Source organism: Microbacterium sp. NPDC087868, assembly GCF_044900755.1.
Classification (GTDB): Bacteria; Actinomycetota; Actinomycetes; order Actinomycetales; family Microbacteriaceae; genus Microbacterium; species Microbacterium galbinum.
Map to the genome: position 1 here is coordinate 343438 of NZ_JBJDNO010000003.1, position 23377 is coordinate 366814.

Below are 23377 nucleotides of genomic sequence, written 5' to 3' on the forward strand. Positions count from 1 at the left end.
TCTAGCTTCTCACCCCGAGACGGCCTCCGGGCCCTCGGGGGGAGCGACGACGGCCGCCGATTCGGACGGGACCGTGATCTCTCCGTCGACGATGCGCGCCTCGCCCGTCGCCAGGAGCACCTCGTCACCGGCGCCGACCGCGAAGGACGCGGGCTCGGGCGACAGGTTCACCAGCACCGCCAGCGCACCGCGGTCGATCCGGTAGACACGGGCGTCGGGCGCGTTGCCTGCCGAGTCCGCGCTCACCTCGACCGTGACGCGGTTGCGCGACGAATCGGGGTCGGTGAGTTCGGGTCGGGCGCGGCGCAGCGCGATCAGATCGCGGTACAGCGCGTACAGTCCGGCATGCGAGGGCCGGTCGAGTTCGGCCCAGTCGAGGTGCGAGCGCTCGAAGGTCTCCGGGTCCTGCGGGTCGGGCACCTGATCGGGGTCCCAGCCCATGCGGGCGAACTCGGCGATGCGGCCCTCGGCGGTCGCGCGCCCGAGATCGGGCTCGGGGTGCGAGGTGAAGAACTGCCAGGGCGTGGAGGCTCCCCACTCCTCTCCCATGAAGAGCATGGGAGTTCCGGGAGCGGTGAGGGTGAGCACGGCCGCGACCGCGAGCCTCCCCGGCGACAGCGTCTGCGAGAGCCGGTCGCCCGCCGCACGGTTGCCGATCTGGTCGTGGTCCTGGGCGAAGGTCACCAGTCGCCAGGCGGGGACGGTGTCGGGGACCGGTCGGCCGTGCGGACGCCCACGGAACGACGAGAACGTGCCGTCGTGGAAGAACCCTCCGCGGGTGACCTTGGCGACGGCATCCGCCGCGGCGAAGTCCTCGTAGTAGCCCGCCGTCTCACCGGTCAGGGCCACGTGCACGGCGTGATGCCAGTCGTCGGACCACTGCGCCGTGAGCCCGTAGCCGCCCGCCTCGCGCGGGAGGATGAGCGTGGGGTCGTTGAGGTCCGACTCGGCGATCAGAGTGAGCGGCCGCTGCTGATGCGCCGACAGCGCATCGACCCGCTCGGCCAGCTCCTGCAGGATGTGCACGGGCTGCTCGTCGTGCAGCGCGTGCACCGCGTCGAGGCGGAGCCCGTCGACGTGGAAGTCGCGCAGCCACATCAGCGCGTTCTCGATGATGTACTCGCGCACCGCCGGCTCATCGAGGTCGATCGAGTCGCCCCATGTGTTGCGCTGACCGTCGCGCAGATACGGACCGAACTCGGGCAGGTAGTTGCCGCTCGGACCGAGGTGGTTGTACACGACGTCCTGGATGACGGCGAGACCGCGGGCGTGCGCGGCATCCACCAACCGCTGGTAGGCGCGCGGGCCGCCGTACTGCTCGTGCACCGCATACCAGAGCACGCCGTCGTAGCCCCAGTTCCAGAGGCCGTTGAAGGCGTTCACCGGCAGCAGCTCGATGTGCGTGACGCCGAGGTCGACGAGGTGGTCGAGCCGCTCGATCAGCGCGTCGAGGGTGCCGTCGGGGGTCATCGTGCCGACGTGCAGCTCGTAGATCACGCCGCCCGCGAGGGGGCGGCCGGTCCACGCGGCATCCGTCCAGGCGAAGGTCGACGCGTCGAATGCCGCCGACGGGCCGTGCACGCCGTCGGGCTGACGACGCGAGCGCGGGTCGGGGCGGGCTTCGTCGGCGTCATCGATCACGAAGCCGTAGCGGTCGCCCTCGGCGAGCGCCACGTCGGCGCGCCACCAGCCGTCGGATGCCGAGGCCAGCTCGGTGTCGTGGGCGGATGCCGCGGCATCCGCCCAGCGGCGCAGCCGCAGTCGCTGCGCCCGCGGCGCCCAGACCTCGATCATCGTGCCTCCATCAGCAGGGCGACGGGATAGGTGTCGAGCAGCTCGGCCAGGCGCACGGGGCCCGGGTCGATGCGGCGGCCGGTGAGCACATCGGTGGCCGCACTGTCGGGGCGCATCAGGAGCGTGTCGCCCCAGCCGCCACGGGCCGCGAGACCTACGGGCAAGCGGGTCGCGACGACGGTGACGCGGCCGCGGTCGACCGCGACGGCGTGGGCGGACGCGTCGCCCACGACCTCGGCCGGACGGTAGCGGGTGAACAGCTCGGAGTGGTCGCGGCGCAACCGGAGGGCGCGCGAGGTGACCAGCATCTTGGCGAGACCCGTGCCGTCGACCGCCGGGAGGAGCCCGTGCGCCACGTCGGTGTCGAGCGCGCCGAGCAGCTGCGCGTGCGCGGCGAAGTCGACCGGGCGTCGGTTGTCGGGGTCGACGAGCGACAGATCCCACAGTTCGCTGCCCTGATAGACGTCGGGCACGCCGGGACCGGTGAGCTGGAGCAGCTTGGCCGACAGCGAGTTCGACCGACCGAAGCCGGTGATCTCGGCGACGAACCCCTCGAGCGTCTCGCGGGCGGCTCCGTTCGCGGCATCCGCGATGGCGATCACGCCCCGCTCGAAGTCCTCGTCGGGGTGCTGCCAGGTCGTCGACTCGGCCGCCTCGCGCGCGGCCTTGAGGCCGTAGTCGCGCAGACGTTCGGAGGTGATCGGCCAGGCGCCGACCGCCGCCTGCCACAGCAGCGAGTCGAGGGGACCGTGACCGGTCGATGCGATCGCGCGCAGATCGGCGAGCACATCGGCCCAGCGCTGCGGCATCTCGGCGAGGACCGACAGCCGCGCCCGCACGTCTTCGGAGCGCTTGGTGTCGTGCGTCGAGAGCGTCGTCATCGAGTGCGGCCAGGCGGCGAGGCGGTCCTGCTGAGCCGCGTGGAACTCGGCCGGGGTCAGCGCCGCGATCGACGGGTCGCCGCCGACCTCGGTCAGGGTACCGAGGCGGGTGTAGCGGTAGAACGCCGTGTCCTCCACGCCCTTCGCCATCACCGCGCCGCTCAGCTGCGGGAAGCGGTCGGCGATCTCGAGCGCCGTGTCGGCGAGGAGCGGGGCGAGTTCGGCGATCGACCCCGCGAGATCCGGTCGGCGCCGGGAGGCCTCGGCCAACGCCCGGTCCAGGTGCTCGCGCCCCGCGGGCAGATACGGGCGATACAGCGGGAAGCACGCCACGATCTCGGTGAGCGCGTCATCCGCGTCGACGATGCCGAACGGCAGGCTGCGAACGAGGCGTCGCACCTCGGACTGCAGGATCGTCTCGGCGATCATCCGCTTCGTCGTGTGCGTCAGGTCGTGCCACGACTCCGCCTCGGGCAGGCCGGTGTCGGCACGCAGACGGGAGTCGAGGGCGTCGAGCGCCGCGACACCGGCCGGGTCGATGAGCACGCGGTCGATCTCACCCAGGGCGTCGTACCCCGTGGTGCCGTCGGTGCGCCACCAGTCGGGCAGCGCCTCGCCCGGCTCGAGGATCTTCTCGACGAGCACGTACGCCCCGCCCGTCGCATCCGCCAGGCTCTCGAGGTAGCCGCCCGGATCCGACAGGCCGTCGGGGTGGTCGACCCGGAGCCCGTCGGCGAGGCCCTCGGTGATCCACCGGACGATCTCGCGGTGCGACGCCGCGAAGACATCGGGGAGCTCGACACGGATGCCGGCGAGCTCGGGCACCGCGAAGAACCGCCGGTAGTTGAGTTCGGTGTTCTGGTCCTCCCAGAACCGCAGCTCGTAGTGCTGCGCGGCGAGCAGGGCCGGCAGATCGTCGGCGAGCGCGGCCGTGCCGGGGGCCAGCGGGAGAACGTGCTCGAAGTAGGAGAGGGTGCCGTCCGGAGCATCCGTCTGCGGAGTCGTATCGACCACGAGGTCGCCCGACGCCACCACGTCGGCGGGCGCCGCGCCGAGGATCGGGAGGCGCACCCGGTCGTCGCCCCGTCGCCAGTCGATGTCGAACGCGACCGCGTGCGACGACGATCGACCGAGGCGCAGCACATCCCACCACCACGGGTTCGCGCGCGGAACGCCGACCCCCATGTGGTTCGGGACCGTGTCGATCAGGATGCCCAGGCCCGCTCCGTGCGCCGCGGCCGCGAAGCGCTCGAGTCCTTCCGCTCCCCCGCGGCTCGGATCGACGCGCGAGTGATCGACGACGTCGTAGCCGTGGTCGGATCCCGGAGTCGCGGCGAGCAACGGCGAGAGATACGCCCAGTCCGCACCGAGCGCGGTGAGGTACGGCGCGACGCGCGCCGCCTCGTCGAGCGTGAGGCGCGAGGTGATCTGCAGGCGGTACGTCGAGAGGGGGCGACGGGTCACGGGTTCTCCTCGTCCGGTGCCTCGGTCGGAGCGTCCTCGGCCTCGGCGGCGGATGCAGCCGCAGCCGCCTCGACCGCCTCGACGTGCTCGGTCTGCGCGCGCAGAGATGCCTCGACGGAGTCATCGGTGTCGATCTCCGCCTCGGGGCGCTCGCGCAGCACGAGCAGCGACTGGGCCTCGAGAATGAGGTCGTCGCGCGGACGCAGGGTCGCGCCCTCGATCGACTGACCCGCCGTGTCGACGACGATCTCCCAGCCCTTCGCGAGCCGGGCCGGCGGCAGAACGGCGTCGACCGCGGCATCCCCGCTGTTGAAGTAGACGAGGAAGTTCACGTCGGTGACGGGGCGCCCGCGCACGTCCTTCTCGCGGATGCCGTAGCCGTTGAGGAACATGCCGACCGAGAGTCCGAATCCGGAGTCCCAGTCCTCGGGCTTCATCGGGCGTCCGTCCGGCCGCAGCCAGACGACGTCGGGCACGCGCTCGCCGTCTTCGTCGCGCACGGGGCGCCCGTCGAAGAAGCGGCTGCGTCGGAACGTCGGATGCTCGTGCCGCAGTCGGGCGACGGATGCGGTGAACTCGATCAGGGGCCGGTCGGCGGCATCCCAATCGACCCAGGTGATCTCGTTGTCCTGCGCGTAGCCGTTGTTGTTGCCGCCCTGCGTGCGGCCCAACTCGTCGCCGTGCGCGATCATCGGCACGCCCTGCGAGAGCAGCAGCGTGGCCAGGAAGTTGCGCTGCTGGCGCGCCCGGCGGCGGTTGACATCGGCGTCGTCGGTCGGCCCCTCCACCCCGTTGTTGTCGGAGCGGTTGTGGGATTCGCCGTCGTTGTTGTCTTCGCCGTTGGCCTCGTTGTGCTTCTCGTCGTACGACACGAGGTCGCGCAGGGTGAAGCCGTCGTGCGCGGTGACGAAGTTGATCGAGGCCACGGGGCGACGGCCGGAGTGCTCGTAGAGGTCGGCCGAGCCGGTCAGGCGCGACGCGAACTCGCCGAGCGCCTGCGGCTCTCCGCGCCAGAAGTCGCGGACCGTGTCGCGGTACTTGCCGTTCCACTCGGTCCACTGGGGCGGAAAATTGCCCACCTGGTAGCCGCCGGGTCCGACGTCCCACGGCTCGGCGATCAGTTTCACCTGCGAGACGATCGGATCCTGCTGCACGAGCTCGAAGAACGCCGCCAGCCGGTCGACGTCGTAGAACTCGCGAGCAAGGGTCGAGGCGAGATCGAAGCGGAACCCGTCGACGTGCATCTCGGTCACCCAATAGCGCAGCGAGTCCATGATCAGCTGCAGCGCGTGCGGACTGCCGGCGTTGAGGCTGTTGCCCGTGCCGGTGTAGTCGGTGTAGTACCGCTTGTCCCCCTCCAACCGGTAGTACGCCCGGTTGTCGATCCCGCGCATCGAGAGCATCGGCCCCAGATGATTGCCCTCGGCGGTGTGGTTGTAGACGACATCGAGGATGACCTCGATGCCCGCGGCGTGGAGGGCGCGGACCATCGCCTTGAACTCCTGCACCTGCTGACCCTGCTGGCCGTTCGAGGCGTAGTCGTTGTGGGGCGCGAAGAATGCGAGCGTGTTGTAACCCCAGTAGTTGGTGAGGCCCTTGTCCTGGAGCACCGAATCGTGCACGAACTGGTGCACCGGCATGAGCTCGATCGCCGTCACCCCGAGGCGCACGAGGTGGTCGATGATGGCGGGATGCGCGATGCCCGCGTAGGTGCCGCGCAGGTCGTCGGGCACGTCGGGATGCTGAACGGTGAGGCCCTTCACGTGCGCCTCGTAGATCACGGTCTGCGCGTAGGGCGTCTTGAGCAGTCGGTCGCCCGCCCAGTCGAAGAACGGGTTGATGACCACGCCCTTCGCCATCGACGCGGCGGAGTCCTCGTCGTTGCGCGAGTCGGGGTCGCCGAAGTCGTAGCCGAAGAGCGACTGCCCCCAGTCGATTTGACCCGCGACGGCCTTGGCGTAAGGGTCGAGCAGCAGCTTGTTCGGGTTGAACCGCTGACCCTCGGTGGGGTCGTAGGGGCCGTGCACGCGATAGCCGTAGAGCTGCCCCGGCTGCACCGCCGGCAGGTAACCGTGCCAGACGAACGCATCGACCTCGGTCAGCTCCACACGCTGCTCGGTGCCGTCGGCGTCGAACAGGCACAACTCGACCTTCTCGGCGCATTCGCTGAAGAGGGCGAAGTTGGTTCCCTGTCCGTCGTAGGTGGCCCCCAGGGGGTAGGGCGTTCCCGGCCAGATCTCGAGGCTCATGCCGTGATCTTAGGCGCACGCGGTGACGCGGCTGTTTCGGCGACGATCTCCACGGCGCGATGGAAGTCGTGAACCTGGGCGATCTCGCTCGCCTGGGCGTAGGGGTGGCCGACGTAGCAGACGAACACGGGCGGCACGACCTCGACGAAGCCGACCGGGCCGTCGTGCAGCACGACGTAGCGGTCGGGGTCGACGCGCTCGTACGAGACCTCGCTCGGAGCGTCTGCGGTCGTCGGGATATCGGCGGCGGGCGAGTGGACGAGTCCGTGCTCGTCACCGCCGCATGCGGAGCCGGGGGATGTGCGGGTCTGTGCAGTCATGCGGGCTCCTGTGATTCTGTTTGTGGTGTCGACGATAGGCGCGCGCGGGGAATCGGAGAATGCCATTGCCAGAGCGGTAGGCCAGCGGTTAGCATCGGCAGTTCTCTTCATCGCGCCCGGCGTCACAGATCGCCGCGCTGTCCGGTCAGAGCGGGTGGAGCGACCGCGCTCCCCGTGGAGAAGAGGAGACCATGCCCGACGCGCTGTCGCCCGCCGACGGCCTGAACGATGCGCTCGAGGCCTTCGACGCTCATCGCCGTCGCCTCTTCGGCGTCGCCTACCGGATGCTGGGCAGTGTGTCGGATGCCGAGGACATCGTGCAGGAGACGTGGATCCGCGTGGTGGTGAGCGTCGTGAGCGCTCAACAGCTCGTCAGGGAGACACCGCGCAACTCGAGAAGCTTTTCGCCGAGGAGGTCGTCAGCTACACCGACGGCAACGGGGTCAAGATCGCCGCCACGCTCGTCGAAGACGGGGTCGTCACGACCATGGTCAAGTTATCCGCAGCCCGATCCAAACCACTCATGACCACCCCCACGGATGCTCGAGCATGTAGAGGAGCAGGACGGGACCGAGCGCCGCGATGGCGAGCGCTCCCGTCGCGCCGAAGATCTTGGTCGCGAGCGATCCGAATCGAGTACGGAAGTGCACGTTCTGTAGATGAACGCCGCGAGCACGATCGACACCCCGTACTGCACGTACTGCCAGATCGGGACGAAGTTCAGGTAGACGGACCAGATCGTCCAGAGCGGGAATGCCATCCAGAGTGCACCCGCCGCGACCATTGTCATCCAGGCCGCAGCGCGTGCTCGCTCTCGCTGCGCCCAGTTCGGGACATATGGATGCGTTGGCTCGGCCGCGTGCTCGATGTCGTCGCTCATGCGCCCGGGAACTGCGAGTAGATCATGCCCAGCACCAGCGATTCGAGCATTCCGAGCGCCCCATAGAGCGCCGCCCGCCGGTTGCCCCACAGCGCGAAGAACAGAACCAACAGCGAGGCCACACCGAACACCCACCAGGCCATCGCGAGATAGCCGAAGATGGCGAGCCCGATGATGCCGTAGATCGGCGCCGCCAGGATGACAAACGACAACCCAGTGACGATCAGTGGCGTGAACACCACGATCGCGCCGAAGGTCTCGGCTCTGTCGCGCTTTTTCGGCGCTGTCGGCGACTGGACGGGCGTAGTCGGCGGTGTACCCCCGTTGTCCTCGATCATGATTCGGGCGAAGCGGTTGGGGCCGGAGTTGCCATGCCGAACTTGGGAGTCTCCGTAGGATGCTCCCGCTCAACGACGTCGTAGTCGAATAGATTATCCGGAAACATGAGCTCTCTGAGTTCCCAACGGTCTCCTGCTTCGCACGTACTCGTGGCGCGTATCGTGACAATGTCGTTCTCCACGCCACTGGAGATCGTGATGAGTAAGTCATCGATGTAACTCGATCTCTTCTCCGCCTCAACGGTGACGGATGAGACTCCAGCGGCGTAAGTCCGTCCGACGATTCCCGTCCACCCACGGCCCTCGAGCCAATCCATCAGCTCGTCCGCCATGTCCGGGGCTGTCGGTGCCGACATCCGCCAGTTGCTCTCGAGCGGCGTTCCACGCTGAACGTAGAAGTTGTATCCGTCCGCGCCACAGCCATTCGGCACGTCGCCGTACTCACCTACTGCCCACTCGCCATCGAAGATATGCAGTTGCAATGCGGCAATCTCACTCCTCATGCTCATGTAGACGTCACGCGCCTCGTTGTATAGGTCGGAACTGCTCGGGAAGCACCCTGTCATGACAGCTAGAAGCGCACCCATCACCATCAAGACAGGGGCTCGACGAATGGATGTCGATGATCTCCGGTCACTTATGCACACCGGAATAGTGCGCCTGCTGTCCGAGCGCATCATCGGAAGTTATCCACAGCTGGCCGGCCGTCTCGCGCTCACGGTCTCGGTGTGGGGGTAGCGAAGCCGAACCTCGGCTCAGCCGCCGGATGCTCCGGCTGTGACCAGTCGCGCCCGTTCAACCCGTCTGGGAACATGAGGTCGGCGAGCCCATCCGCACTTCCCGGCTCGCAGGTGCTCGTCACGTCGATATCCATCCAGTCCCGCGACTGTCCGGCGGCAACTGTGATGACGAGAAGTTCGATGTGCGCAGAAGGCTTGTGCGCTTCCAGGACGAGGTCCTGCACGTCGCCGGAGTAAGAGCGCACGACGATTCCGGACCATCCGTGCTCGTCTAACCACTCAGACAGAGCGTCGATCGTCTGGTCGAGCGAACCGTCGGGCAAGCGCCAGCCGTCGTTCTGGGGCGTCGAGCGTCCGAACGTGAATCGATATCCATCGGCCCCGCATTTGCTAGGAATGTCCCCGTACTTCTGCACGTCCCACTCGCCATCGAAGACACGCAGCTGCAACGATGCGATCTCGTCCTTTACAACGAGGTTCACGCCTCGCGCCTGTTGATAGAGATCCGCGCCGACCGGGGCACAGGCCGTTGCCATCATGAGAATTGCTCCTAACATCGAGGCGAGTTGAATCCAGCGTGGCACCGCGTATTTCATCCGCGGTCCTCCACACGCTCCGCAAAGTCCGCGACCGACTGTTTGAATGACTCACCGCGTGGATCGAAGTAGCCCACACTGTCTTCCGGCATCAGCAAGAGCGGAGCGAGCGGGCCCTCGACCGGGAAGACAACAGGATTCCAGCCGGGGGAACGGTGGATTCGATAGAAGAAGTCCTCTGAAACGCCAGCGTTGTGTCCACCCGTCGGAAGACCGAAGCCGGATTCTGAACCTTCGGTGATGAAGTCCGGCACCGATCCTCCATCGGAGCCGAACACATCCATGCCGGGAATCCCTCGCGGATCGATCCCGTGCGATGACCAGAACGGACGGCGCCCGAGAGGCGCGATCCAGTCCCACGGCGAACCGGTCGCAGAGACCGTGACGTCACCTTCGGCAATCGATCGCCGCAGATCCTCCGCAGTGGCGGGAGTCACCCCCGCCGATCCGAAAAGGGTCAGATGGTCGAACACACCCGGCGCCTGGCTCTGAGCAGTTGCTGTCATTGCCGTGCCCAGCGAATGCCCCCAACCTTCCTGCCATGCAGTCGGGTTGGCATACCGGAGTCCTTCGACGAGAGCGACTTCCCGACGCGCTCCCTCGGACTGATGGTTCTCTTGCCACACCGTCAACGCCCACCCGGAATCCCACTCCATCTGAAGGACCACAGCAGTTGACGCATCCAGGCCGCGGCGCTCAATCTGCTCATTCGCGTGTTGGTAGAGGTTCGACGCGATCGTTCCCCATTCGCCAAGCGTTCCGAGGTCAGTAGCGATTCCGTGAGTCACCGTGATCACCTGGTCCGCCGTATCCGGATCGCCGAGAACGAGAGACGCCCTCGGCGCGCCGCCGTCATCGATGAAGACAGACAGAACTCGCATCCCATCGACGGCCGTCTTGTCGAGCAGTTCAAGCTTGGAGCGCTGACTATCTGTAAGCGTCGGATCATCGAGAAGGCGCTGTAGCTCCTTCTCGGACCACGGCATGCGATCCGCGGTCTTGAGGCCGTTGAGGTTGCCGATCGCCCCGGGCGCTCGATTCCATAGCGTCGCAAGGGGCCCGGATATCCAAGCGCCCGACGAGTCCATCGTCGAGCGTGATTTGAGCCCGTCCCAGATCTCATTCACCTTCGCGGGCGGGATGAAGCCAATCGTGGCGAAGAACTCGGGGTGGGCGGCCAGCCAATCGCTCACGTCCTGCGCGCCCGCTGTCGTGAACCAATTGATGCGATCAGATGCCGCGTCGCCGATCGCGAGGTCGAGGTAGTCCCCGAGAGGCACAGCCTTTGGCGCCGTTCCTGGTCCCGACGTGGGGCCTGGAGGTACTAGTCCCCAGAACGCCTGCGAGGTGGTGACGGCCGCCCCGGAGGCTTGTGTGATGACGTCACCGCCGGACAGCCCCCGCAGTTGTTTGGCGAGATCCTGTTCTGCCTGGTCAACGGATCGGTTGAACATCTCGACTTTCAATGCGAGCTGCTCTGCCTCCTGATCGAGGAGTCCCAAGTTCACCTTCGCGGTGCTGTACGCATCCGTCTCGGGGTGGTTTCTTCCGTTGACGACCGGATCGTTCGCAGGGTCCGCTTGGAAGGTGGCGATCTCCTGATCGAGGATCAACGAGTGGGCGTAGTGGCGCTCGTTGAGGTTCTGGATCGTCCCTTGCAATTCAGCACGCGTCTGCTCGAGCTTCGCGAACACGTCCTCGGAGGAATTCACCAGCACGTTTCGGGCCTGTGCCATGACGTCTGCAAAAAGACTCGTCGAAAGAAGCGGTGAACCCATCGCATCGGAGGGCGTCCCGTACGGGATGACGACGAACGCCCCCTCGATGAGCAACCATTGCGTGTTGACCGCGTCCATCGTTTCCCACACCGTCTTTCCCACGGCTTGGGCATCGGCGCCCAGCTGGGCCATCGCGGCGGAGGACGGAATTTCGCGCAGTGTGTGCGCCACGAACGCACTCATCCTCGCTCCATTGCGTTCTCGAACAGCTCGGGATGTCCTGCACGCCACTCCTGCGCCATGACCTCATCACCCGCCGTGATCGCGAGCACGCCTTCCACCACCGCGGCCGCCGCATTCGACACTGCGGTGATCGCCTTCCCCGGCACCAGTGCGCGCACTTCGAGGAAGTCGTCCCATGCCTCGGCGAGAGTCGTGCGCCCGGTCACGATGAGGTCGGAGCGACGCTCGGCGAGAGCCTGGGCATCCTTCACCGCCTGCCCCAGCGGCTCCCCCGCCACGTCCACGTTCTGCAGCACGACCGATACCTGCTCGGGCGATACCGACCATCCATCATCAACCATTCGAACCTCCGATCTCGAAGGCGAGATTACGACACATCGACCCCGAATGAAGACAGATGAACCGCATCTGTGGAGAGCATATTGATATGCCTTTAGGATCGGCTCATGTTCGCTCCCGAGACGCTGCTCGCGTTCGTCGTCGCCGCGTTCGTGATGGTCGTGATCCCCGGGCCGACGGTGCTCTTCACCATCGGTCGATCGATCGCTCTGGGCCGGGTCGGCGGGTTCCTCAGCATCCTCGGCACCGCCGTCGGATCGATCGTGCTGGTGCTCGCCGTGGCCCTCGGCGTCGGTACGGTGATCGCGCAATCCGTGATCCTGTTCACGATCGTGAAGGTGCTCGGCGCCGGCTACCTCGTGTTCCTCGGCATCCAGGCGATCCGGCACCGGCACGATGCCGCCGCAGCCGCGACCGCACCAGCCACGCGCAAGTCCGGCACCCGGCTGCTCTTCGAAGGCTTCATCGTGGGGCTCACCAACCCGAAGTCGATCGCGTTCTTCCTCGCGATCCTCCCCCAGTTCGTCGACCTGCACGCGGGCTCCGTGCCGCTGCAGCTCTTCGTGCTCGGCGTCATCGTCGTCGCGATCGGCGTCAGCTGCGACGCGATCTGGGTGCTGCTCGCGAGCGCGGCCCGCGACTGGTTCGGCCGCTCACCGCGCCGCCTCTCGACCATGTCGGCCACGGGCGGCGGCATGATGATCGGGCTCGGCGCCTTCCTGCTGCTGTGGAGCGAGAAGCCCGCGACGGCGTGAGCGCGGGCGGTGGCCCTTCGTCTCGCTTCGATCGCTCAGGGACCGGCGGGAGCGACCGGCTGCCGCAGGATCGTGCGGAGTTTGGCCGGCTCGGCCCGGCGCGCGTCGCTGAGGTAGATCTCGTGGTGGATGCCGCGCATCTCCAACCCGTTCCCGGGGATGAAGCGGTGGTGCAGATCCTCGAGCACGGGCGCCTCGTCGTCGTACGAACCGACGTGCAGCGTCTGCACGCACAGCCCCTCGTCGAAGGTCTCGAGCCGCACGGCCGACAGGCTCGGCGAGGCATCCTTCTTCGCCGCGGCCTTGTCGCGCGCCGCCTCGACCATCTCGGCGGTGACATGGTCGGGAATCATGATCATCATCGTCCACAGCCACGTCGACTTGTCGCGGCGCGAGGTGAACGACGCCATGTCCTCGGCATGCCAGAGGCCCTCCAACGGCATGACGACGGTGTCGACGCCGAGCTGCGCGCGGCTCGCGAACCTGACCCCGTAGGCGATCGGATACAGCGCGGCGAGGGCATCCGCGTAGGCCTGCGACACGTTCGGATCGCCGGCACCGTCGATCATCAGGTACTGCATCGGCGGCACGTCGACGAGCCGGAACACCCCGCGCTTCGCCTGGTACGCGTCGAGCGTCTTCTTCAGATCGGTGGCCGGCATCGCGAGTCCTTCCGTCATCCGCGGGTGAGCAGGTCGCCAAGGTCCCGCACGCGGCGCAGCGCCTCGGCATCGCGGGAGACGATCGCCGCGACCATCGCCCCGAGCAGCGCATCCGCGACGAGCTCGTGCCCCTCACGCCCCGCCGCCGCGAACGAACGCTCGATCGCATTCCGCAGCGGAGCGAGGAAGTGCTCGACCATGCGCTGCCGCGCCGATTCATCGGATGCCGAGGCCACGAGCAGCGCCCGGAACAGTGCGGCGTCGGCATCCGCTTCGATCGAGGCGATCGAGCTCTGCAGCCAGAGGTCGATGTCGGCGCGGAGGTCGCCGGTCGCGGCGACGACGACCAGTTCGACCGGCAGCACGTCGTCGAGCACGCAGTCGGCGACGAGCGCCTGCTTCGTCGGCCAGCGGCGGTAGAGCGTCTGGCGCGGCACGCCGGCTGCGGCGGCGATGTCGCTCATCGCGACGCCCTCGTAGCCGCGGGCGAGGAGGAGCTCGCGGGTGGCGCGGAGCGCGGCCACGCGGGTGCGCTGATCCGGGGGCCGCCCGATCCGAGATTCCGCCATGAGTCGAGAGTACCGAAGGTGTTCCGCTACTTATGTGACATGTGTAACATAAGTGCCGCGTGAACTTCCGACCCGAATGGAGCCCCCGATGAGATCAGTCCTGGTGACCGGCCCCGGCGAGACGACCGTCGTCGACGTCGACGCCCCCACCGCCGGCCCGCGCGACGTGCTCGTGCGCGTGCGCGCCTGCGGCATCTGCGGCTCCGACCACATGTACACGACCTATGGCGGCATCCCTCCGCGCCAGGGCGCGACGCCGCTCGGTCACGAACCGGCAGGCGAGGTCGTCGAGGTCGGCACCGAGGTCGATGGCGTCGCCGTCGGCGACCACGTCGTCATCAACGTCATGGCCACCGTCGACGGCCTGCTCGGCTCCGGCGGCGCGCAGGGCGCGCTCAGCGAGTACGTGGTGCTGCTCGATGCGAAGCCGGGTGAGCAGTTCCGTGTCATCCCACCGCACGTGCCGTTCAGCGTGGCCGCGCTCAACGAACCGATGGCGGTCGCCCGCCACGCGGTCAACCGCCTCGACCCCGCGCCGGAGCACCGGATCGCGATCTTCGGCGCCGGCCCGATCGGCCTCGGCGCCCTGCTCAGCCTCAAGCGCCGCGGCGTCGCGCACGTCGTCGTGATCGACATCGTGCCCAACCGCCTCGAGAAGGCGCTGGCGCTCGGAGCGGATGCCGTCATCGACTCCCGCACCGAAGACGTGGCCGCGCGGCTGATCGAGCTGCACGGCCGGTCGACGGGCATCGGATTGCGCGGCGAGCGCTCCTCCACCGAGGGATACATCGACGCCGCGGGTGCGCCGCAGGTGATCCGGACGGTGCTCGGTGTCGCCGGCAAGCGCGCCGTGCTCAGCGTGGTCGCCGTGCACAAGGCTCCGGTCGAGATCGACCTCGGCGGGCTCCTGACCACCGAGCTCGACATCCGTCTGTCGATGGGCTATCCCACCGAGATCTTCGAGGTGACCGACGACATCATCGACAACTGGCAGAAGTACGCGCAGATCGTCAGCGACGAGCTCCCCTTCGACCGCGTGCAGGACGCACTCACCCTCGCCGCAACGCCCGGACAGGCCGAAAAGGTCGTCGTCACCTTCGGCGGAGAGAACGACTGATGCCACTCGCACCCCTCGACGAGAACGTCGCGCTGATCGTCGTCGATCTCCAGGTCGCCACTGCGCCCCGCATGGAGCAGGACACCCTCGAGCGGGTCGTCGCGAACACGAACACGCTCGCCGCCGCGTTCCGGGCATCCGGCCAGCCGGTGGTCATCGCCACGGTCAGCGGGTCGGTGCCCGGGCGCACCGAGATGACCAAGGCGCACGGGGTCTCGGCGGTGCCCGCCGGTGGCGACGAGCTCCTCCCCTCCCTGGCGACGGATGCCGCCGACATCCGCATCCGTCGCGCACCGTGGAGCGCCTTCGCCGACTCCGATCTGCACGACCAGCTCTCCCGCCGCGGGGTGACGCAGGTGGTCGTGACCGGCGTCGCCACCAGCATCGGGGTGGAATCGACCGCGCGAGACGCCTACGCGCTCGGTTACTCGGTGGCGCTCCCGACGGATGCCGTCATGGATTTCCGCCCGGACGTCGGTGCAGCGCACCTCGCGCAGATCGCTCCCCTGCTGGCCGAGGTCACGACGACCGAGGAGTTGATTGCCGCGCTGGGCGCATCGGGTCGCTGACGCGCGGCGCAGACCCGCTCACGCCTCTTCGATCGGCAACCAGAGCTCGCACGACGCGTGCGTGCCGGTGAACTCCAGGTACCGCACGATCGAGGGTCCGGGCCGCAGTCGCCACGGGTTCGAGGGGAACCATTCGGTCGCCGTCGCCGCCCAGAGGTTCTGCAGCGTCTCGGGGAACGGCCCGTCGGCCGCGAATATCGCCCAGGAGCCAGCGGGCAGCGGCATCGCATCGAGGTCGGCGGGCACGGGCGACGACTTCTTCCGGGCCACGCCGTGCAGATAGGTGAGGGGGCTGCCTTCGGGTGCGTCGGGCTCGACGTCAGCGGTGACGGCCAGGATGCCGGTGGGCTCGGCATCCGACAGCGCCTTGAGGCGCGCGTGCTCTTCGGGAGCGATCGCGGCGATGTGCTCCTGGATGCGCGGGTTGACCCCGCGGTGGATCAGCGGGACGTCGACCGCGTGCCCGACGAGGACGATCGCAGGGTGATGGGTGATGGTGACGTGCATGGGAGTGCTCCCTTCAACGCTCAGGCGGAACCGGAGCGTGGGTTGTGTGCGAAGAGGTCCGCCGTCACGGCGCGCGTCGGCAGGTCCGATCCCGTGCACGGCTCGGAACGCTCGGCCGAAGGCTTCGACCGAGCCGTATCCGTGCCGCACGGCGACATCGAGAAGATCGGATGCCCCGGCGACGAGTTCCGCGCCTGCCCGAGTCATGCGGCGACGTCGCACGTACTCCGACAGCGGCATGCCCGCCAGCGTCGAGAACATCCGGCGCAGGTGGTACTCCGTGGTGCCGCGCGCGCGAGCTAATCCGGCGACATCGAGATCATCGACGTCGGTGCTCTCGACCAGGTCGACCAGAGCATTCAGCGTGCCGATCATGCGTTCCTCCTCCGTGGATGCCCCCAGCATCCCGCGCGTCCGGCTCCCCCCACCCGATCATTCCGGACGGATTCGATCGGGTCGCACCCACGATCCATACCAAAGGATCGGCCCGTACCCTTTGGTATGGATCGGCGGCACGACTCCACCGGAGAGCGCGAAAAAGCCCCCGATCACTCGGGGGCTTCGCTGCGGAGACGAGGGGATTTGAAACCTCACCCCAGCGGTTGACAACATCCGGATCGGCGTAGTTCCGCGAATCTACGTCTGCTTTGAGCGGGTTCGAGGTTGCTGAAAGGTCGACGATTGGTGGCAGAAACGTGGCAGGAAGTTGCCCCGCCCGCCTAGCGGCTCCGACGCCGTGCCCTCGCTGGTTGCGCCCAGATGTCCCGAGCGTAGACGCGGGCGACCTCGGACGGGTCCGGCGACTCACTGTGGAATCTCTGCCCCAAGCCTGCTGACTCGATGATGTTGTACGGAGTGATGCCGAGCAGATCGGCGATGTTCTCGAGTTCGGCCTGCTTGAACTCGTACGCGCCACTGAGCCGACCAGTTATCGTCGGGCGACTCACGCCAAGCACCTCAGCAAGCTCCGAGTGGTGCTTCCCTACCCGAGCCGCCTCCGCTCGAACAGCGGCGCCAACGGCCTTCGCAGATAGGGAGTGGGCGACCGGAACGCCCTGAGTGCGAGCCAACTCCTCACGGATCATCTCTCGAAACACTCGTTCGACGTTACTCATGCGCACCTGCTCTCGTTCGTAGCAGAGACACTACTCAGAAATCGTGTCAGTAGGTGCTGACCTCGGCTCCAGGCGGCGGCGGAAGAGATGGTTCTAGAAACGTCGGGGCTGGTCGGGCAGCGTGGGCACCCAGCGAACCAACTCTTCCACCATGATGACCGGTTTCGTGTTCGCGTAGGCCGGCACAAGCTCGTTACGGTCGATGGCAAACCGAATCGAGTCCACGCTGTAGCCGCAAGCCGCCGCAGCATCCTTGAGGTTCAGCGCCACACGTTGAGGTAGAGCGCCGATGTTCACGACAAGCTCAAGCTCCTCACGGATTGCATCGCGCACGATGTTCTGAATTTCCTCGGCCGTATCAGGATTCAACATGTCGAGGACGATAGCGGCCCTTTATTCTCGTGTCGAGCACGCATTTGCTTTACTTGTCGATATCGACTCTTGCCCTGTCGATATCGACAGAATGTCATTTCTGAGTGGTGACATCCAAATCGAAGGAATCCGCCGGCACCTCAAGGCTGATCGCGATGACGTCGCGGGCCATGACCTCGATCTCGTCGACCGTGCGCGCCTGCGTGAACAGGCCAACCTCAGGGATCTCCACGAACCAGAGATTGCCGTCACGCCGCGCCTTCGCTTCGTACACGTTCATGTCGTGAGCCTAATCGCGATGCCAGACTGCTGGAATGACTGAATCCGTCGGGGTGGTCGTCGCTGCCCTCATCGCCGCCCTCACGTTCACCGTGGGCGAGATCATCAGAGTCCGCGAACGCCGCAGGGATCAGATCGCGACGCGGGTAGCTGAGGTGCAACTAGCCGTTCGAGCCTTCACGCTCGAAGCGGTGCGCTCTGAGGCCAGAGACGAAGCTGTGCAACTCAAGACTGCGATGCACGCGACCGGCGCGATAACCTCGCTCCTTGCTGTCGTGCCCAAGCGAGACCGAGGCTTCGTGATGAGATAGCTCCAGAGCGTCGGGACTGTTCACGAACTGCCCCCGGACCAGACGGCCATTCTCCTCGCGACCGTCTCTGCTCAACTCGATACATGGCTGATGTCGCCCAAGATCGGACGCAAGCAGGATCATCCTCGCGACAGGCTCACGCTGAGACAGTCGCGCGAGGCCTAAGCGGCATCCTTCGCGCAGTCACAGCTCACCGTGCGCTTTCGAGGGCGGGTCACGTCCAGAACTAGTGCTGCGAGTAAGAGCGCCACAAACCCGATCACGACGAGGATCACTGTGTTGATCCCTAACGAGACCCCGAGCGTCACGTCGCCGTTAGAGAGCTGGCCGATCGAGATACCAGCAACCAGCACTGAGGCGATTGCGAGCACCCACTGGGTGATCACGGCGAGGTCCGCGAACCGCGGAACGTGCTTCCCCAAAAGAGGTACCGCGATCATCGAGAGGAAAGCTAGGCACGAAGCCAGGATGCCAAGGGTTGCAACCGTCTCATCAAAGTTCATACCCGAACAATAGTGAGGGCTACGGCCACACAGGTTCCACCCGTGTCCGGTTCACGTTAATGTCACCATGCGCCGAGCCTTCCAACTGGTGGACTTTGGAAGTCGCGACGGCCTCTAGGAGTTCCTTAGTGAGGCGCCTCGAGAAGTCGAGCCACGTGGGAGGCGAAGTACAACCTCCCGTAAGAGCTCCCTGTCACCTCGCGCACCACTCCGAGTTCTTCCAACTCGGCTATGCGTCGCGCTGCGGTGTTGATGGCAACTCCGATACCGTTGTGGAGCTCGTTCACGGAGAACACGGGCTGTCCAAGCAGGAAATCCCCGATCTCTACTCCGATGCGGCGGTATCCGGCTGCTGTTGCCCGCGCCACAAGATCGTCCCGGTACTCGAACAGTCGGTTCACCGTCGCAACCGCGGCGTCCGCACGCTCTTTCACGGCTATACAGAAGACTCGGATCCAGCGATCAAAGTCTCCGCTGATGCTCACGTCTCGTAGCGCATCGATGTACTCAGCCTTCCGAGGCTCGAACCATGCCGACAGATTCAACACCGGGTGGGTCAGCTCCCCCGCAGCAATCAGTTGGAGCGTGATTATCAGCCGCCCAAGCCTCCCATTGCCATCCGAGAACGGGTGCAAGGTTTCGAATTGGTAGTGAGCCATCGCGACTCTGGCGAGGAGCGGGATTCGTACGCCATCGTCGTTAATCCATCGTTCCCAGTCCGAGAATCCGAGTTCGAGGATGCGACCCGGTGGGGCTGGGACAAACCGGGCCTCTTCTACGGGAGCGTCTTCTTCCCCGACGAATACCTGCCTCTGGCGTATCGAGCCCGCATCGTATCCGTCACCCCTCGTCCCGCGGATCAGGATCGCATGCAGCGGTTCGATGAGCCGCCTGCTGATCGGAAGGTCGTCGATGAGAGAGAGCGCCCTCAGTGCCGCCTCGATGTAGTTTCGAACCTCTCTTACTTCTCTCGAGGTGTTGCCGTCAACGTACTCCGCCGTGAGGATCTCGTCGAGAGTGGCGTAGGTACCCTCGATCGCTGAGGTCGCCTTCGCTTCCGTCGCCAAGACTGGGCGGACGAGCAAAGCAGGGTTGGGCAGGAACTGAACTCGGGCATTGATGTGACCGAGTGCGCGGTCGGCCTCTGACATCACCACGAGTGTTTCGGGAGACAGCGACACGGCTGCCGGAAGCGGTGCCGGCACGAACGCCGAGTAGTTGTAGTGCCGGTCAAAACGAGCGTCATGGCCAGCGATCGGGACGAGGCTTCCCACTGGCGAGGCACCGAAGGCTTCGAGATCCATGATTGTCAGTCATGGCCGGATGTTGAAAATCTGTGGATAACAATGTCAACTGTTGGGGCGAGCGTAGTCAGAACATCAACTTCGGCTCCGGATTGACAATCTCGGCAGTGAAATGTCAATCGTGGTGCGGCCCCGCCATGCAGCAAGTGGGGATCGGAACCAGGTTGCTAGGGGTCAGATCCCCAAGGCGTGTAGATGACACCACGTGCCGCCGACGTCGGAGCCGAGACGTACAATCGAATCTCTCGGCCGGAGGAAGGTACTGCCGGCTATGGGGAACCCTGGGGCGACGCTCTCTGCGTACCGTGACATGCAATCGCAGGCCCGATCGATTCTCGAGGCAGCAAGGCACGGCCCACTGCAGAGCCTCACCGATCGTGAACTCGACATCCGCGAGCAGCCGGTCACGATCTACCCGCGCCCAGCCTCGGTGCGTGCATGGGTGCGGTTCGGACCCGAAGCCGTGCGCGTCGAGGCGAAGGTGATGCGCTCGACTCCCCTCGCCGCCGGTATCGAGTTCCGCGCAGGCGAGCAGACCTTCCTATGCTGGGTATGGGGCAACGCAGTGCAGCTCGTCGAAGACTAGAGGTTCGCGCGGAAGTCTGGTTCGCGGAGCCTTGGAGGTCGCGACTGGCTCGCTTCCTCACGCTCACGCTCACGCTCGCGCTCGAGCGCGCGGCGATCAAGCTCTTCGTGCGCGCGAATCATCCCGTTCTTCACCGCGGTGCGGGTGATCAGGTAACCGATCCACATCATCAACGCTGTCAGCGCAACCGCTCCGGTGATCCACATGAGAGTGATGTCGAGGGCTGCTGACTGGCTGCTGGTCATCCTCGAACCCTATCGGAGCCCCCGCCTAGGCTGGTCTGACGCTCGTCGCTACTTGAAGACGGCGAAGTAGACAGCAAAGATGCACCAGACGACCGTCATGCTCGCGGGGATGAACACGTCGAGCTTGAGGCGGGTCTGTCGCATGGTGCGGAAATTCTGCCCGGGCGGCATGTCGATGTTCGACGCGACGTTCGCGCGGAGGCGCCGCCCACCGAGGACGTTCGCGTAGGCGCGCTCGGACAGCTTCGAGTCCTCACGTGCGGTCCGGAGCGCGCCGTCTTTCGAGAACCGTTCCCCGAAGTTGAACTTGTGGAAGTCGACCACGGCGGTGCGGGCGAAGATCACGGGGAAGAACACGTACCAGGTCGTCACCATAGCGAGCACGAACACGGTGAAGAACGGCACCTTGTCCCCGAGACCGAGCAGGATCGCACCGACCGCAAGATACAGCGACTGCGCCGACATCGACAGGCCACGGTACGACTGCACGTTCGCCTCGTACGTCGACCACTGGCTATCCGGCGTGATGTGATTCTGGAACTGCTCGACCATCCCCTCAGCATAGGGAAGCCCGACCGCTTCCCTCCCCCGACCTCGAAAGCTCACACCCCGACTGACAATATCGATGCTTTCGCATAGACGTCTGTAGGCCAAAGAGGGGACAGCGCCCGCCCTCGAATCCTGAATATGTTGTGGGTCATGAGTCCACCGAGAAAACCGCCAGCAGAGGGCGAACCCGACGTCCCCGCTGAGGCCGCAGGAAACGAAAACGGAATGACACGTCGATCGGCGGTGACGTTCCTCAGTATCCTCGCCGGAGCTGCAGCGCTCGGTGCCGTCGGGCTCGATGCGGACCCCGCGCTCGCGGCCCCCGAGTGGGGCCACCCGTTCACCTTCTACTCCAACCGCTCCCGGGGATTCACCGGTCGCTATAACGCTGGCGGGCACGCGGGAATCGACTACACACCGGGCCCCGGCACGCCGATTCACGCAGTTGCTGACGGCGTCGTCACTCTCAGCGGCATCTCCGGAAGCCAGGGCGCCTTCGGCGAAAGCATCTGGATTCAGCACTCCGACGGCTTCGTCAGTATCTCCGCACACATGCAGGAAGGGACACGCATCCCGTACGGGACTGTCGTAAGCCGCGGTGACTACATCGGACGCGTCGGCAATACCGGTAAGTCCTACGGAGCTCACCTTCATCTCGAGATTCGACACAACGGCATCGAGGTCGATCCCGACCCACTCGTTGACCGAAACCGCACCGCGCCGCTTGCCGGCACCACCCCACCACCGCCACCCCCTCCCAAGGAGACTGAAGTGCCAGATACCCTCGTCATCCGCAACAACGAAACCGGTCACATCTACACGATCGGCACCGAGTACATCAGACATGAGTCCACCACGAACGGCCTCGGTCCGGCGGTGAACCTTCATAACTTCACGCCCACCAACCTTTGGCGCCGCGATCCATCTGACGGAATCGTCAAGCTTGAGGGATGGATGTTCGCCTCGTACATCGCTTCCCGGGGCATCCCCCAGGACAAGCCCCTTGCCGTTGTTCCGGGCAAGCTCTGGTCCCGCTCGAACGACATCTGGACGAAAGTAAGTACGCTCTAGCGACCAGAGTCGAGATCGACGAAAGACCCCCACCCGGCCCCTTGGGTTCTAGTGGTCGTTGCAACACCTGATCTCAGGAGTTGCAGATGGAGTTCGATCTCCAGCCCGATGGTCGGAAGAAGCACGTGGAGCGTGCGCGGTTCTTTGAGCTCGTTGCCGATGGTTGTGGTTTCCGTGAGGCCGCGAGAATCGTGGGCGTGAACTACCGCACGACGAAGCACTGGCGACACGGTCGCCCGTCACAGACAAAGAAGCCCGGTACGGGCGCGAAACCTCTGATGAGGCCGCGCACGTACCGGGCTTCTTTGTCGTCCCGTTTTCTGTCCGAGGAGGATCGCATCTTCATCGCTGACAGGCTCGTTGCGGGGTGGTCAATTCGCCGTATCGCTGCAAGTTTGGAGCGGCCGGCCTCGACGATCAGCAGGGAGGTGCGCCGCAACCGGAACCCACGCACAGGCTCTTACCGGCCTTTCGCTGCGCATGATCGCGCCCTCGCCCGCCTGCCACGTCCGAAGGTGGGGAAGATCGGGCAGAGCCCAGAGCTACGCGCCTACATCCAAGAGAGACTGGAGCGTCGGTGGAGCCCGGAGCAGATCTCCCGAATGCTGCGGCTGGACTTCCCCGGCCGAGAGGAGATGCACGTAGTTCACGAGACGATCTATCTTGCCCTCTACGCTCAGGGGCGCGGTGAGCTGCGTCGCGATCTCCACAAAGCGCTCCGGACCGGCCGCGCGCGACGCAAGCCCCGCCAGCATGCACAGCGCCGTCAGCCGCGGTTCCGTGACCCGATGGTCATGATCAGCGAACGCCCTGCTGAGGTCGAAGACAGAGTAGTTCCCGGACATTGGGAGGGCGATCTCATCATCGGAAAGAATCAGAAGTCCGCGATCGGCACCCTCGTCGAACGCACCACCCGCTACGTGATGCTCGTCCATCTCCCCGACGACCACGGCGCCGAATCAATGCGCGACGCTCTCACCGCAACCATCGAACGACTCCCCACACCCCTACGCCGATCTCTCACATGGGACCAGGGCAGCGAGATGGGACAGCACAAAGCCTTCACTACAGCCACGGACATGCCGGTCTACTTCTGCGACCCCGCATCCCCCTGGCAGCGCGGCTCGAACGAGAACACCAACGGGCTCCTCCGCCAGTACTTTCCCAAGGGCACCGACCTCGCCCAACACGACACCACCGAACTCGAGCGCATCGCCCACGAGCTCAACACCCGGCCCCGCAAGACACTCGAATGGGACACCCCAGCCGAACGCCTCGCGACGCTAATTGGTGTTTGGTGA

General features: G+C 65.9%; 29 protein-coding genes. 8 read left to right on the plus strand and 21 right to left on the minus strand.

What is annotated here, in order from left to right; genetic code table 11:
- Positions 1–9: 9 nt before the first annotated feature.
- The 5 genes from treZ to ACI2JZ_RS11905 form a co-directional block, all read right to left on the minus strand.
- Complete coding sequence (gene treZ / locus ACI2JZ_RS11885) at positions 10–1794, minus strand: malto-oligosyltrehalose trehalohydrolase (RefSeq protein WP_404597666.1); 1785 nt, start codon at positions 1792–1794, stop codon at positions 10–12.
- Positions 1791–4139: a malto-oligosyltrehalose synthase gene (treY, locus tag ACI2JZ_RS11890; RefSeq protein WP_404597668.1), complete on the minus strand. Its 2349-nt coding sequence runs from the start codon at positions 4137–4139 to the stop codon at positions 1791–1793. The genes treZ and treY overlap by 4 nt, the downstream gene beginning before the upstream one ends.
- The gene (gene glgX, locus ACI2JZ_RS11895; protein WP_404597669.1) at positions 4136–6388 is read right to left on the minus strand and encodes a glycogen debranching protein GlgX; all 2253 of its coding nucleotides are present in this window, start codon (positions 6386–6388) and stop codon (positions 4136–4138) included. The genes treY and glgX overlap by 4 nt, the downstream gene beginning before the upstream one ends.
- A complete protein-coding gene (locus tag ACI2JZ_RS11900; RefSeq protein ID WP_404597671.1) occupies positions 6385–6708 on the minus strand; it encodes a hypothetical protein in 324 nt (107 codons plus the stop codon). Before ACI2JZ_RS11900 ends, glgX begins: the two co-directional genes overlap by 4 nt.
- 122 nt (positions 6709–6830) lie before the next feature.
- Positions 6831–6962, minus strand: coding sequence for a hypothetical protein (locus tag ACI2JZ_RS11905; protein WP_404598133.1), 132 nt, complete (start codon positions 6960–6962; stop codon positions 6831–6833).
- A 30-nt stretch (positions 6963–6992) separates the two neighbouring features.
- On the opposite strand from ACI2JZ_RS11905, the gene ACI2JZ_RS11910 reads away from it, so the two are divergent.
- On the plus strand, positions 6993–7235 hold the full coding sequence (locus ACI2JZ_RS11910; protein ID WP_404598125.1) for a hypothetical protein: 243 nt from the start codon (positions 6993–6995) through the stop codon (positions 7233–7235).
- Here ACI2JZ_RS11910 and ACI2JZ_RS11915 read toward each other — a convergent pair.
- From ACI2JZ_RS11915 to ACI2JZ_RS11940, 6 genes are all read right to left on the minus strand, one after another.
- The gene (locus tag ACI2JZ_RS11915) at positions 7230–7358 is read right to left on the minus strand and encodes a hypothetical protein (RefSeq protein WP_404597673.1); all 129 of its coding nucleotides are present in this window, start codon (positions 7356–7358) and stop codon (positions 7230–7232) included. The genes ACI2JZ_RS11910 and ACI2JZ_RS11915 overlap by 6 nt on opposite strands.
- Before the next feature lie 226 nt (positions 7359–7584).
- Complete coding sequence (locus ACI2JZ_RS11920; RefSeq protein WP_404597674.1) at positions 7585–7926, minus strand: hypothetical protein; 342 nt, start codon at positions 7924–7926, stop codon at positions 7585–7587.
- Positions 7923–8519 (minus strand): hypothetical protein, encoded by a 597-nt coding sequence (locus tag ACI2JZ_RS11925; protein WP_404597675.1) that lies wholly within the window; start codon positions 8517–8519, stop codon positions 7923–7925. The genes ACI2JZ_RS11920 and ACI2JZ_RS11925 overlap by 4 nt, the downstream gene beginning before the upstream one ends.
- A 122-nt stretch (positions 8520–8641) precedes the next feature.
- Positions 8642–9262, minus strand: a complete 621-nt coding sequence (locus tag ACI2JZ_RS11930; RefSeq protein WP_404597676.1) for a hypothetical protein — start codon at positions 9260–9262, stop codon at positions 8642–8644.
- On the minus strand, positions 9259–11211 hold the full coding sequence (locus ACI2JZ_RS11935) for an alpha/beta hydrolase (protein WP_404597677.1): 1953 nt from the start codon (positions 11209–11211) through the stop codon (positions 9259–9261). Before ACI2JZ_RS11935 ends, ACI2JZ_RS11930 begins: the two co-directional genes overlap by 4 nt.
- 8 nt (positions 11212–11219) lie before the next feature.
- Positions 11220–11564, minus strand: coding sequence for a hypothetical protein (locus ACI2JZ_RS11940; RefSeq protein ID WP_404597679.1), 345 nt, complete (start codon positions 11562–11564; stop codon positions 11220–11222).
- A 105-nt stretch (positions 11565–11669) separates the two neighbouring features.
- Between ACI2JZ_RS11940 and ACI2JZ_RS11945 the strand changes: the two genes are divergently transcribed.
- Positions 11670–12317, plus strand: a complete 648-nt coding sequence (locus ACI2JZ_RS11945) for a LysE family translocator (RefSeq protein ID WP_404597680.1) — start codon at positions 11670–11672, stop codon at positions 12315–12317.
- 35 nt (positions 12318–12352) lie between these two features.
- On the opposite strand, the gene ACI2JZ_RS11950 is transcribed toward ACI2JZ_RS11945, so the two are convergent.
- On the minus strand, positions 12353–12979 hold the full coding sequence (locus tag ACI2JZ_RS11950; RefSeq protein WP_404597681.1) for a GyrI-like domain-containing protein: 627 nt from the start codon (positions 12977–12979) through the stop codon (positions 12353–12355).
- 14 nt (positions 12980–12993) lie between these two features.
- Positions 12994–13548, minus strand: a complete 555-nt coding sequence (locus ACI2JZ_RS11955; protein WP_404597683.1) for a TetR/AcrR family transcriptional regulator — start codon at positions 13546–13548, stop codon at positions 12994–12996.
- An 88-nt stretch (positions 13549–13636) separates the two neighbouring features.
- Here ACI2JZ_RS11955 and ACI2JZ_RS11960 point away from each other — a divergent pair, with 88 nt between their 5' ends.
- Both ACI2JZ_RS11960 and ACI2JZ_RS11965 read left to right on the plus strand, forming a co-directional pair.
- A complete protein-coding gene (locus tag ACI2JZ_RS11960) occupies positions 13637–14665 on the plus strand; it encodes a zinc-binding dehydrogenase (protein ID WP_404597685.1) in 1029 nt (342 codons plus the stop codon).
- Positions 14665–15234 carry a cysteine hydrolase family protein gene (locus ACI2JZ_RS11965; protein ID WP_404597686.1) on the plus strand — a complete coding sequence of 190 codons (570 nt, stop codon included), beginning with the start codon at positions 14665–14667 and terminating at the stop codon, positions 15232–15234. The genes ACI2JZ_RS11960 and ACI2JZ_RS11965 overlap by 1 nt, the downstream gene beginning before the upstream one ends.
- An 18-nt stretch (positions 15235–15252) precedes the next feature.
- Here the strand turns inward: ACI2JZ_RS11965 and ACI2JZ_RS11970 are convergent, their stop codons facing one another.
- The 4 genes from ACI2JZ_RS11970 to ACI2JZ_RS11985 all read right to left on the minus strand — a co-directional run bounded on the left by ACI2JZ_RS11970 (position 15253) and on the right by ACI2JZ_RS11985 (position 17508).
- Positions 15253–16116: a GyrI-like domain-containing protein gene (locus ACI2JZ_RS11970; RefSeq protein ID WP_404597688.1), complete on the minus strand. Its 864-nt coding sequence runs from the start codon at positions 16114–16116 to the stop codon at positions 15253–15255.
- Positions 16117–16460: 344 nt separating this feature from the next.
- Positions 16461–16856 carry a helix-turn-helix domain-containing protein gene (locus tag ACI2JZ_RS11975; protein ID WP_404597690.1) on the minus strand — a complete coding sequence of 132 codons (396 nt, stop codon included), beginning with the start codon at positions 16854–16856 and terminating at the stop codon, positions 16461–16463.
- A 93-nt stretch (positions 16857–16949) separates the two neighbouring features.
- Complete coding sequence (locus ACI2JZ_RS11980; protein WP_404597691.1) at positions 16950–17228, minus strand: hypothetical protein; 279 nt, start codon at positions 17226–17228, stop codon at positions 16950–16952.
- Between the two features lie 94 nt (positions 17229–17322).
- The gene (locus ACI2JZ_RS11985) at positions 17323–17508 is read right to left on the minus strand and encodes a hypothetical protein (RefSeq protein WP_404597693.1); all 186 of its coding nucleotides are present in this window, start codon (positions 17506–17508) and stop codon (positions 17323–17325) included.
- A 34-nt stretch (positions 17509–17542) separates the two neighbouring features.
- On the opposite strand from ACI2JZ_RS11985, the gene ACI2JZ_RS11990 reads away from it, so the two are divergent.
- On the plus strand, positions 17543–17818 hold the full coding sequence (locus tag ACI2JZ_RS11990; protein ID WP_404597694.1) for a hypothetical protein: 276 nt from the start codon (positions 17543–17545) through the stop codon (positions 17816–17818).
- A gap of 161 nt (positions 17819–17979) precedes the next feature.
- On the opposite strand, the gene ACI2JZ_RS11995 is transcribed toward ACI2JZ_RS11990, so the two are convergent.
- On the minus strand, positions 17980–18321 hold the full coding sequence (locus ACI2JZ_RS11995; protein WP_404597696.1) for a hypothetical protein: 342 nt from the start codon (positions 18319–18321) through the stop codon (positions 17980–17982).
- Positions 18322–18446: 125 nt separating this feature from the next.
- On the minus strand, positions 18447–19625 hold the full coding sequence (locus ACI2JZ_RS12000) for a Fic family protein (protein WP_404597697.1): 1179 nt from the start codon (positions 19623–19625) through the stop codon (positions 18447–18449).
- Between the two features lie 310 nt (positions 19626–19935).
- On the opposite strand from ACI2JZ_RS12000, the gene ACI2JZ_RS12005 reads away from it, so the two are divergent.
- The gene (locus tag ACI2JZ_RS12005; protein ID WP_404597698.1) at positions 19936–20211 is read left to right on the plus strand and encodes a hypothetical protein; all 276 of its coding nucleotides are present in this window, start codon (positions 19936–19938) and stop codon (positions 20209–20211) included.
- On the opposite strand, the gene ACI2JZ_RS12010 is transcribed toward ACI2JZ_RS12005, so the two are convergent.
- Entirely contained in the window at positions 20208–20456 is a 249-nt protein-coding gene (locus ACI2JZ_RS12010; RefSeq protein ID WP_404597700.1) for a hypothetical protein, read from the minus strand. The two genes, ACI2JZ_RS12005 and ACI2JZ_RS12010, sit on opposite strands and share 4 nt — an antisense overlap.
- A gap of 48 nt (positions 20457–20504) precedes the next feature.
- Positions 20505–21008 (minus strand): hypothetical protein, encoded by a 504-nt coding sequence (locus tag ACI2JZ_RS12015; protein WP_404597701.1) that lies wholly within the window; start codon positions 21006–21008, stop codon positions 20505–20507.
- Between the two features lie 222 nt (positions 21009–21230).
- On the opposite strand from ACI2JZ_RS12015, the gene ACI2JZ_RS12020 reads away from it, so the two are divergent.
- Both ACI2JZ_RS12020 and ACI2JZ_RS12025 read left to right on the plus strand, forming a co-directional pair.
- Positions 21231–22076: a M23 family metallopeptidase gene (locus ACI2JZ_RS12020; protein WP_404597702.1), complete on the plus strand. Its 846-nt coding sequence runs from the start codon at positions 21231–21233 to the stop codon at positions 22074–22076.
- A 278-nt stretch (positions 22077–22354) separates the two neighbouring features.
- Complete coding sequence (locus ACI2JZ_RS12025) at positions 22355–23377, plus strand: IS30 family transposase (RefSeq protein ID WP_404598127.1); 1023 nt, start codon at positions 22355–22357, stop codon at positions 23375–23377.

Bases quoted from the DNA above. Each gene is read 5' to 3' on its own strand.
- treZ (WP_404597666.1), bottom strand. From the start codon at position 1,794: ATGATCGAGGTCTGGGCGCCGCGGGCGCAGCGACTGCGGCTGCGCCGC.
- glgX (WP_404597669.1), bottom strand. From the start codon at position 6,388: ATGAGCCTCGAGATCTGGCCGGGAACGCCCTACCCCCTGGGGGCCACC.
- ACI2JZ_RS11900 (WP_404597671.1), bottom strand. From the start codon at position 6,708: ATGACTGCACAGACCCGCACATCCCCCGGCTCCGCATGCGGCGGTGAC.
- ACI2JZ_RS11905 (WP_404598133.1), bottom strand. From the start codon at position 6,962: ATGAGCGTCGAAGGCCTCGAGCGCATCGTTCAGGCCGTCGGCGGGCGA.
- ACI2JZ_RS11910 (WP_404598125.1), top strand. From the start codon at position 6,993: ATGCTGGGCAGTGTGTCGGATGCCGAGGACATCGTGCAGGAGACGTGG.
- ACI2JZ_RS11920 (WP_404597674.1), bottom strand. From the start codon at position 7,926: ATGATCGAGGACAACGGGGGTACACCGCCGACTACGCCCGTCCAGTCG.
- ACI2JZ_RS11925 (WP_404597675.1), bottom strand. From the start codon at position 8,519: ATGGTGATGGGTGCGCTTCTAGCTGTCATGACAGGGTGCTTCCCGAGC.
- ACI2JZ_RS11930 (WP_404597676.1), bottom strand. From the start codon at position 9,262: ATGAAATACGCGGTGCCACGCTGGATTCAACTCGCCTCGATGTTAGGA.
- ACI2JZ_RS11940 (WP_404597679.1), bottom strand. From the start codon at position 11,564: ATGGTTGATGATGGATGGTCGGTATCGCCCGAGCAGGTATCGGTCGTG.
- ACI2JZ_RS11945 (WP_404597680.1), top strand. From the start codon at position 11,670: ATGTTCGCTCCCGAGACGCTGCTCGCGTTCGTCGTCGCCGCGTTCGTG.
- ACI2JZ_RS11950 (WP_404597681.1), bottom strand. From the start codon at position 12,979: ATGCCGGCCACCGATCTGAAGAAGACGCTCGACGCGTACCAGGCGAAG.
- ACI2JZ_RS11955 (WP_404597683.1), bottom strand. From the start codon at position 13,548: ATGGCGGAATCTCGGATCGGGCGGCCCCCGGATCAGCGCACCCGCGTG.
- ACI2JZ_RS11960 (WP_404597685.1), top strand. From the start codon at position 13,637: ATGAGATCAGTCCTGGTGACCGGCCCCGGCGAGACGACCGTCGTCGAC.
- ACI2JZ_RS11965 (WP_404597686.1), top strand. From the start codon at position 14,665: ATGCCACTCGCACCCCTCGACGAGAACGTCGCGCTGATCGTCGTCGAT.
- ACI2JZ_RS11970 (WP_404597688.1), bottom strand. From the start codon at position 16,116: ATGATCGGCACGCTGAATGCTCTGGTCGACCTGGTCGAGAGCACCGAC.
- ACI2JZ_RS11975 (WP_404597690.1), bottom strand. From the start codon at position 16,856: ATGAGTAACGTCGAACGAGTGTTTCGAGAGATGATCCGTGAGGAGTTG.
- ACI2JZ_RS11980 (WP_404597691.1), bottom strand. From the start codon at position 17,228: ATGTTGAATCCTGATACGGCCGAGGAAATTCAGAACATCGTGCGCGAT.
- ACI2JZ_RS11985 (WP_404597693.1), bottom strand. From the start codon at position 17,508: ATGAACGTGTACGAAGCGAAGGCGCGGCGTGACGGCAATCTCTGGTTC.
- ACI2JZ_RS11990 (WP_404597694.1), top strand. From the start codon at position 17,543: ATGACTGAATCCGTCGGGGTGGTCGTCGCTGCCCTCATCGCCGCCCTC.
- ACI2JZ_RS11995 (WP_404597696.1), bottom strand. From the start codon at position 18,321: ATGAACTTTGATGAGACGGTTGCAACCCTTGGCATCCTGGCTTCGTGC.
- ACI2JZ_RS12000 (WP_404597697.1), bottom strand. From the start codon at position 19,625: ATGGATCTCGAAGCCTTCGGTGCCTCGCCAGTGGGAAGCCTCGTCCCG.
- ACI2JZ_RS12005 (WP_404597698.1), top strand. From the start codon at position 19,936: ATGCAATCGCAGGCCCGATCGATTCTCGAGGCAGCAAGGCACGGCCCA.
- ACI2JZ_RS12010 (WP_404597700.1), bottom strand. From the start codon at position 20,456: ATGACCAGCAGCCAGTCAGCAGCCCTCGACATCACTCTCATGTGGATC.
- ACI2JZ_RS12015 (WP_404597701.1), bottom strand. From the start codon at position 21,008: ATGGTCGAGCAGTTCCAGAATCACATCACGCCGGATAGCCAGTGGTCG.
- ACI2JZ_RS12020 (WP_404597702.1), top strand. From the start codon at position 21,231: ATGACACGTCGATCGGCGGTGACGTTCCTCAGTATCCTCGCCGGAGCT.
- ACI2JZ_RS12025 (WP_404598127.1), top strand. From the start codon at position 22,355: ATGAGGCCGCGCACGTACCGGGCTTCTTTGTCGTCCCGTTTTCTGTCC.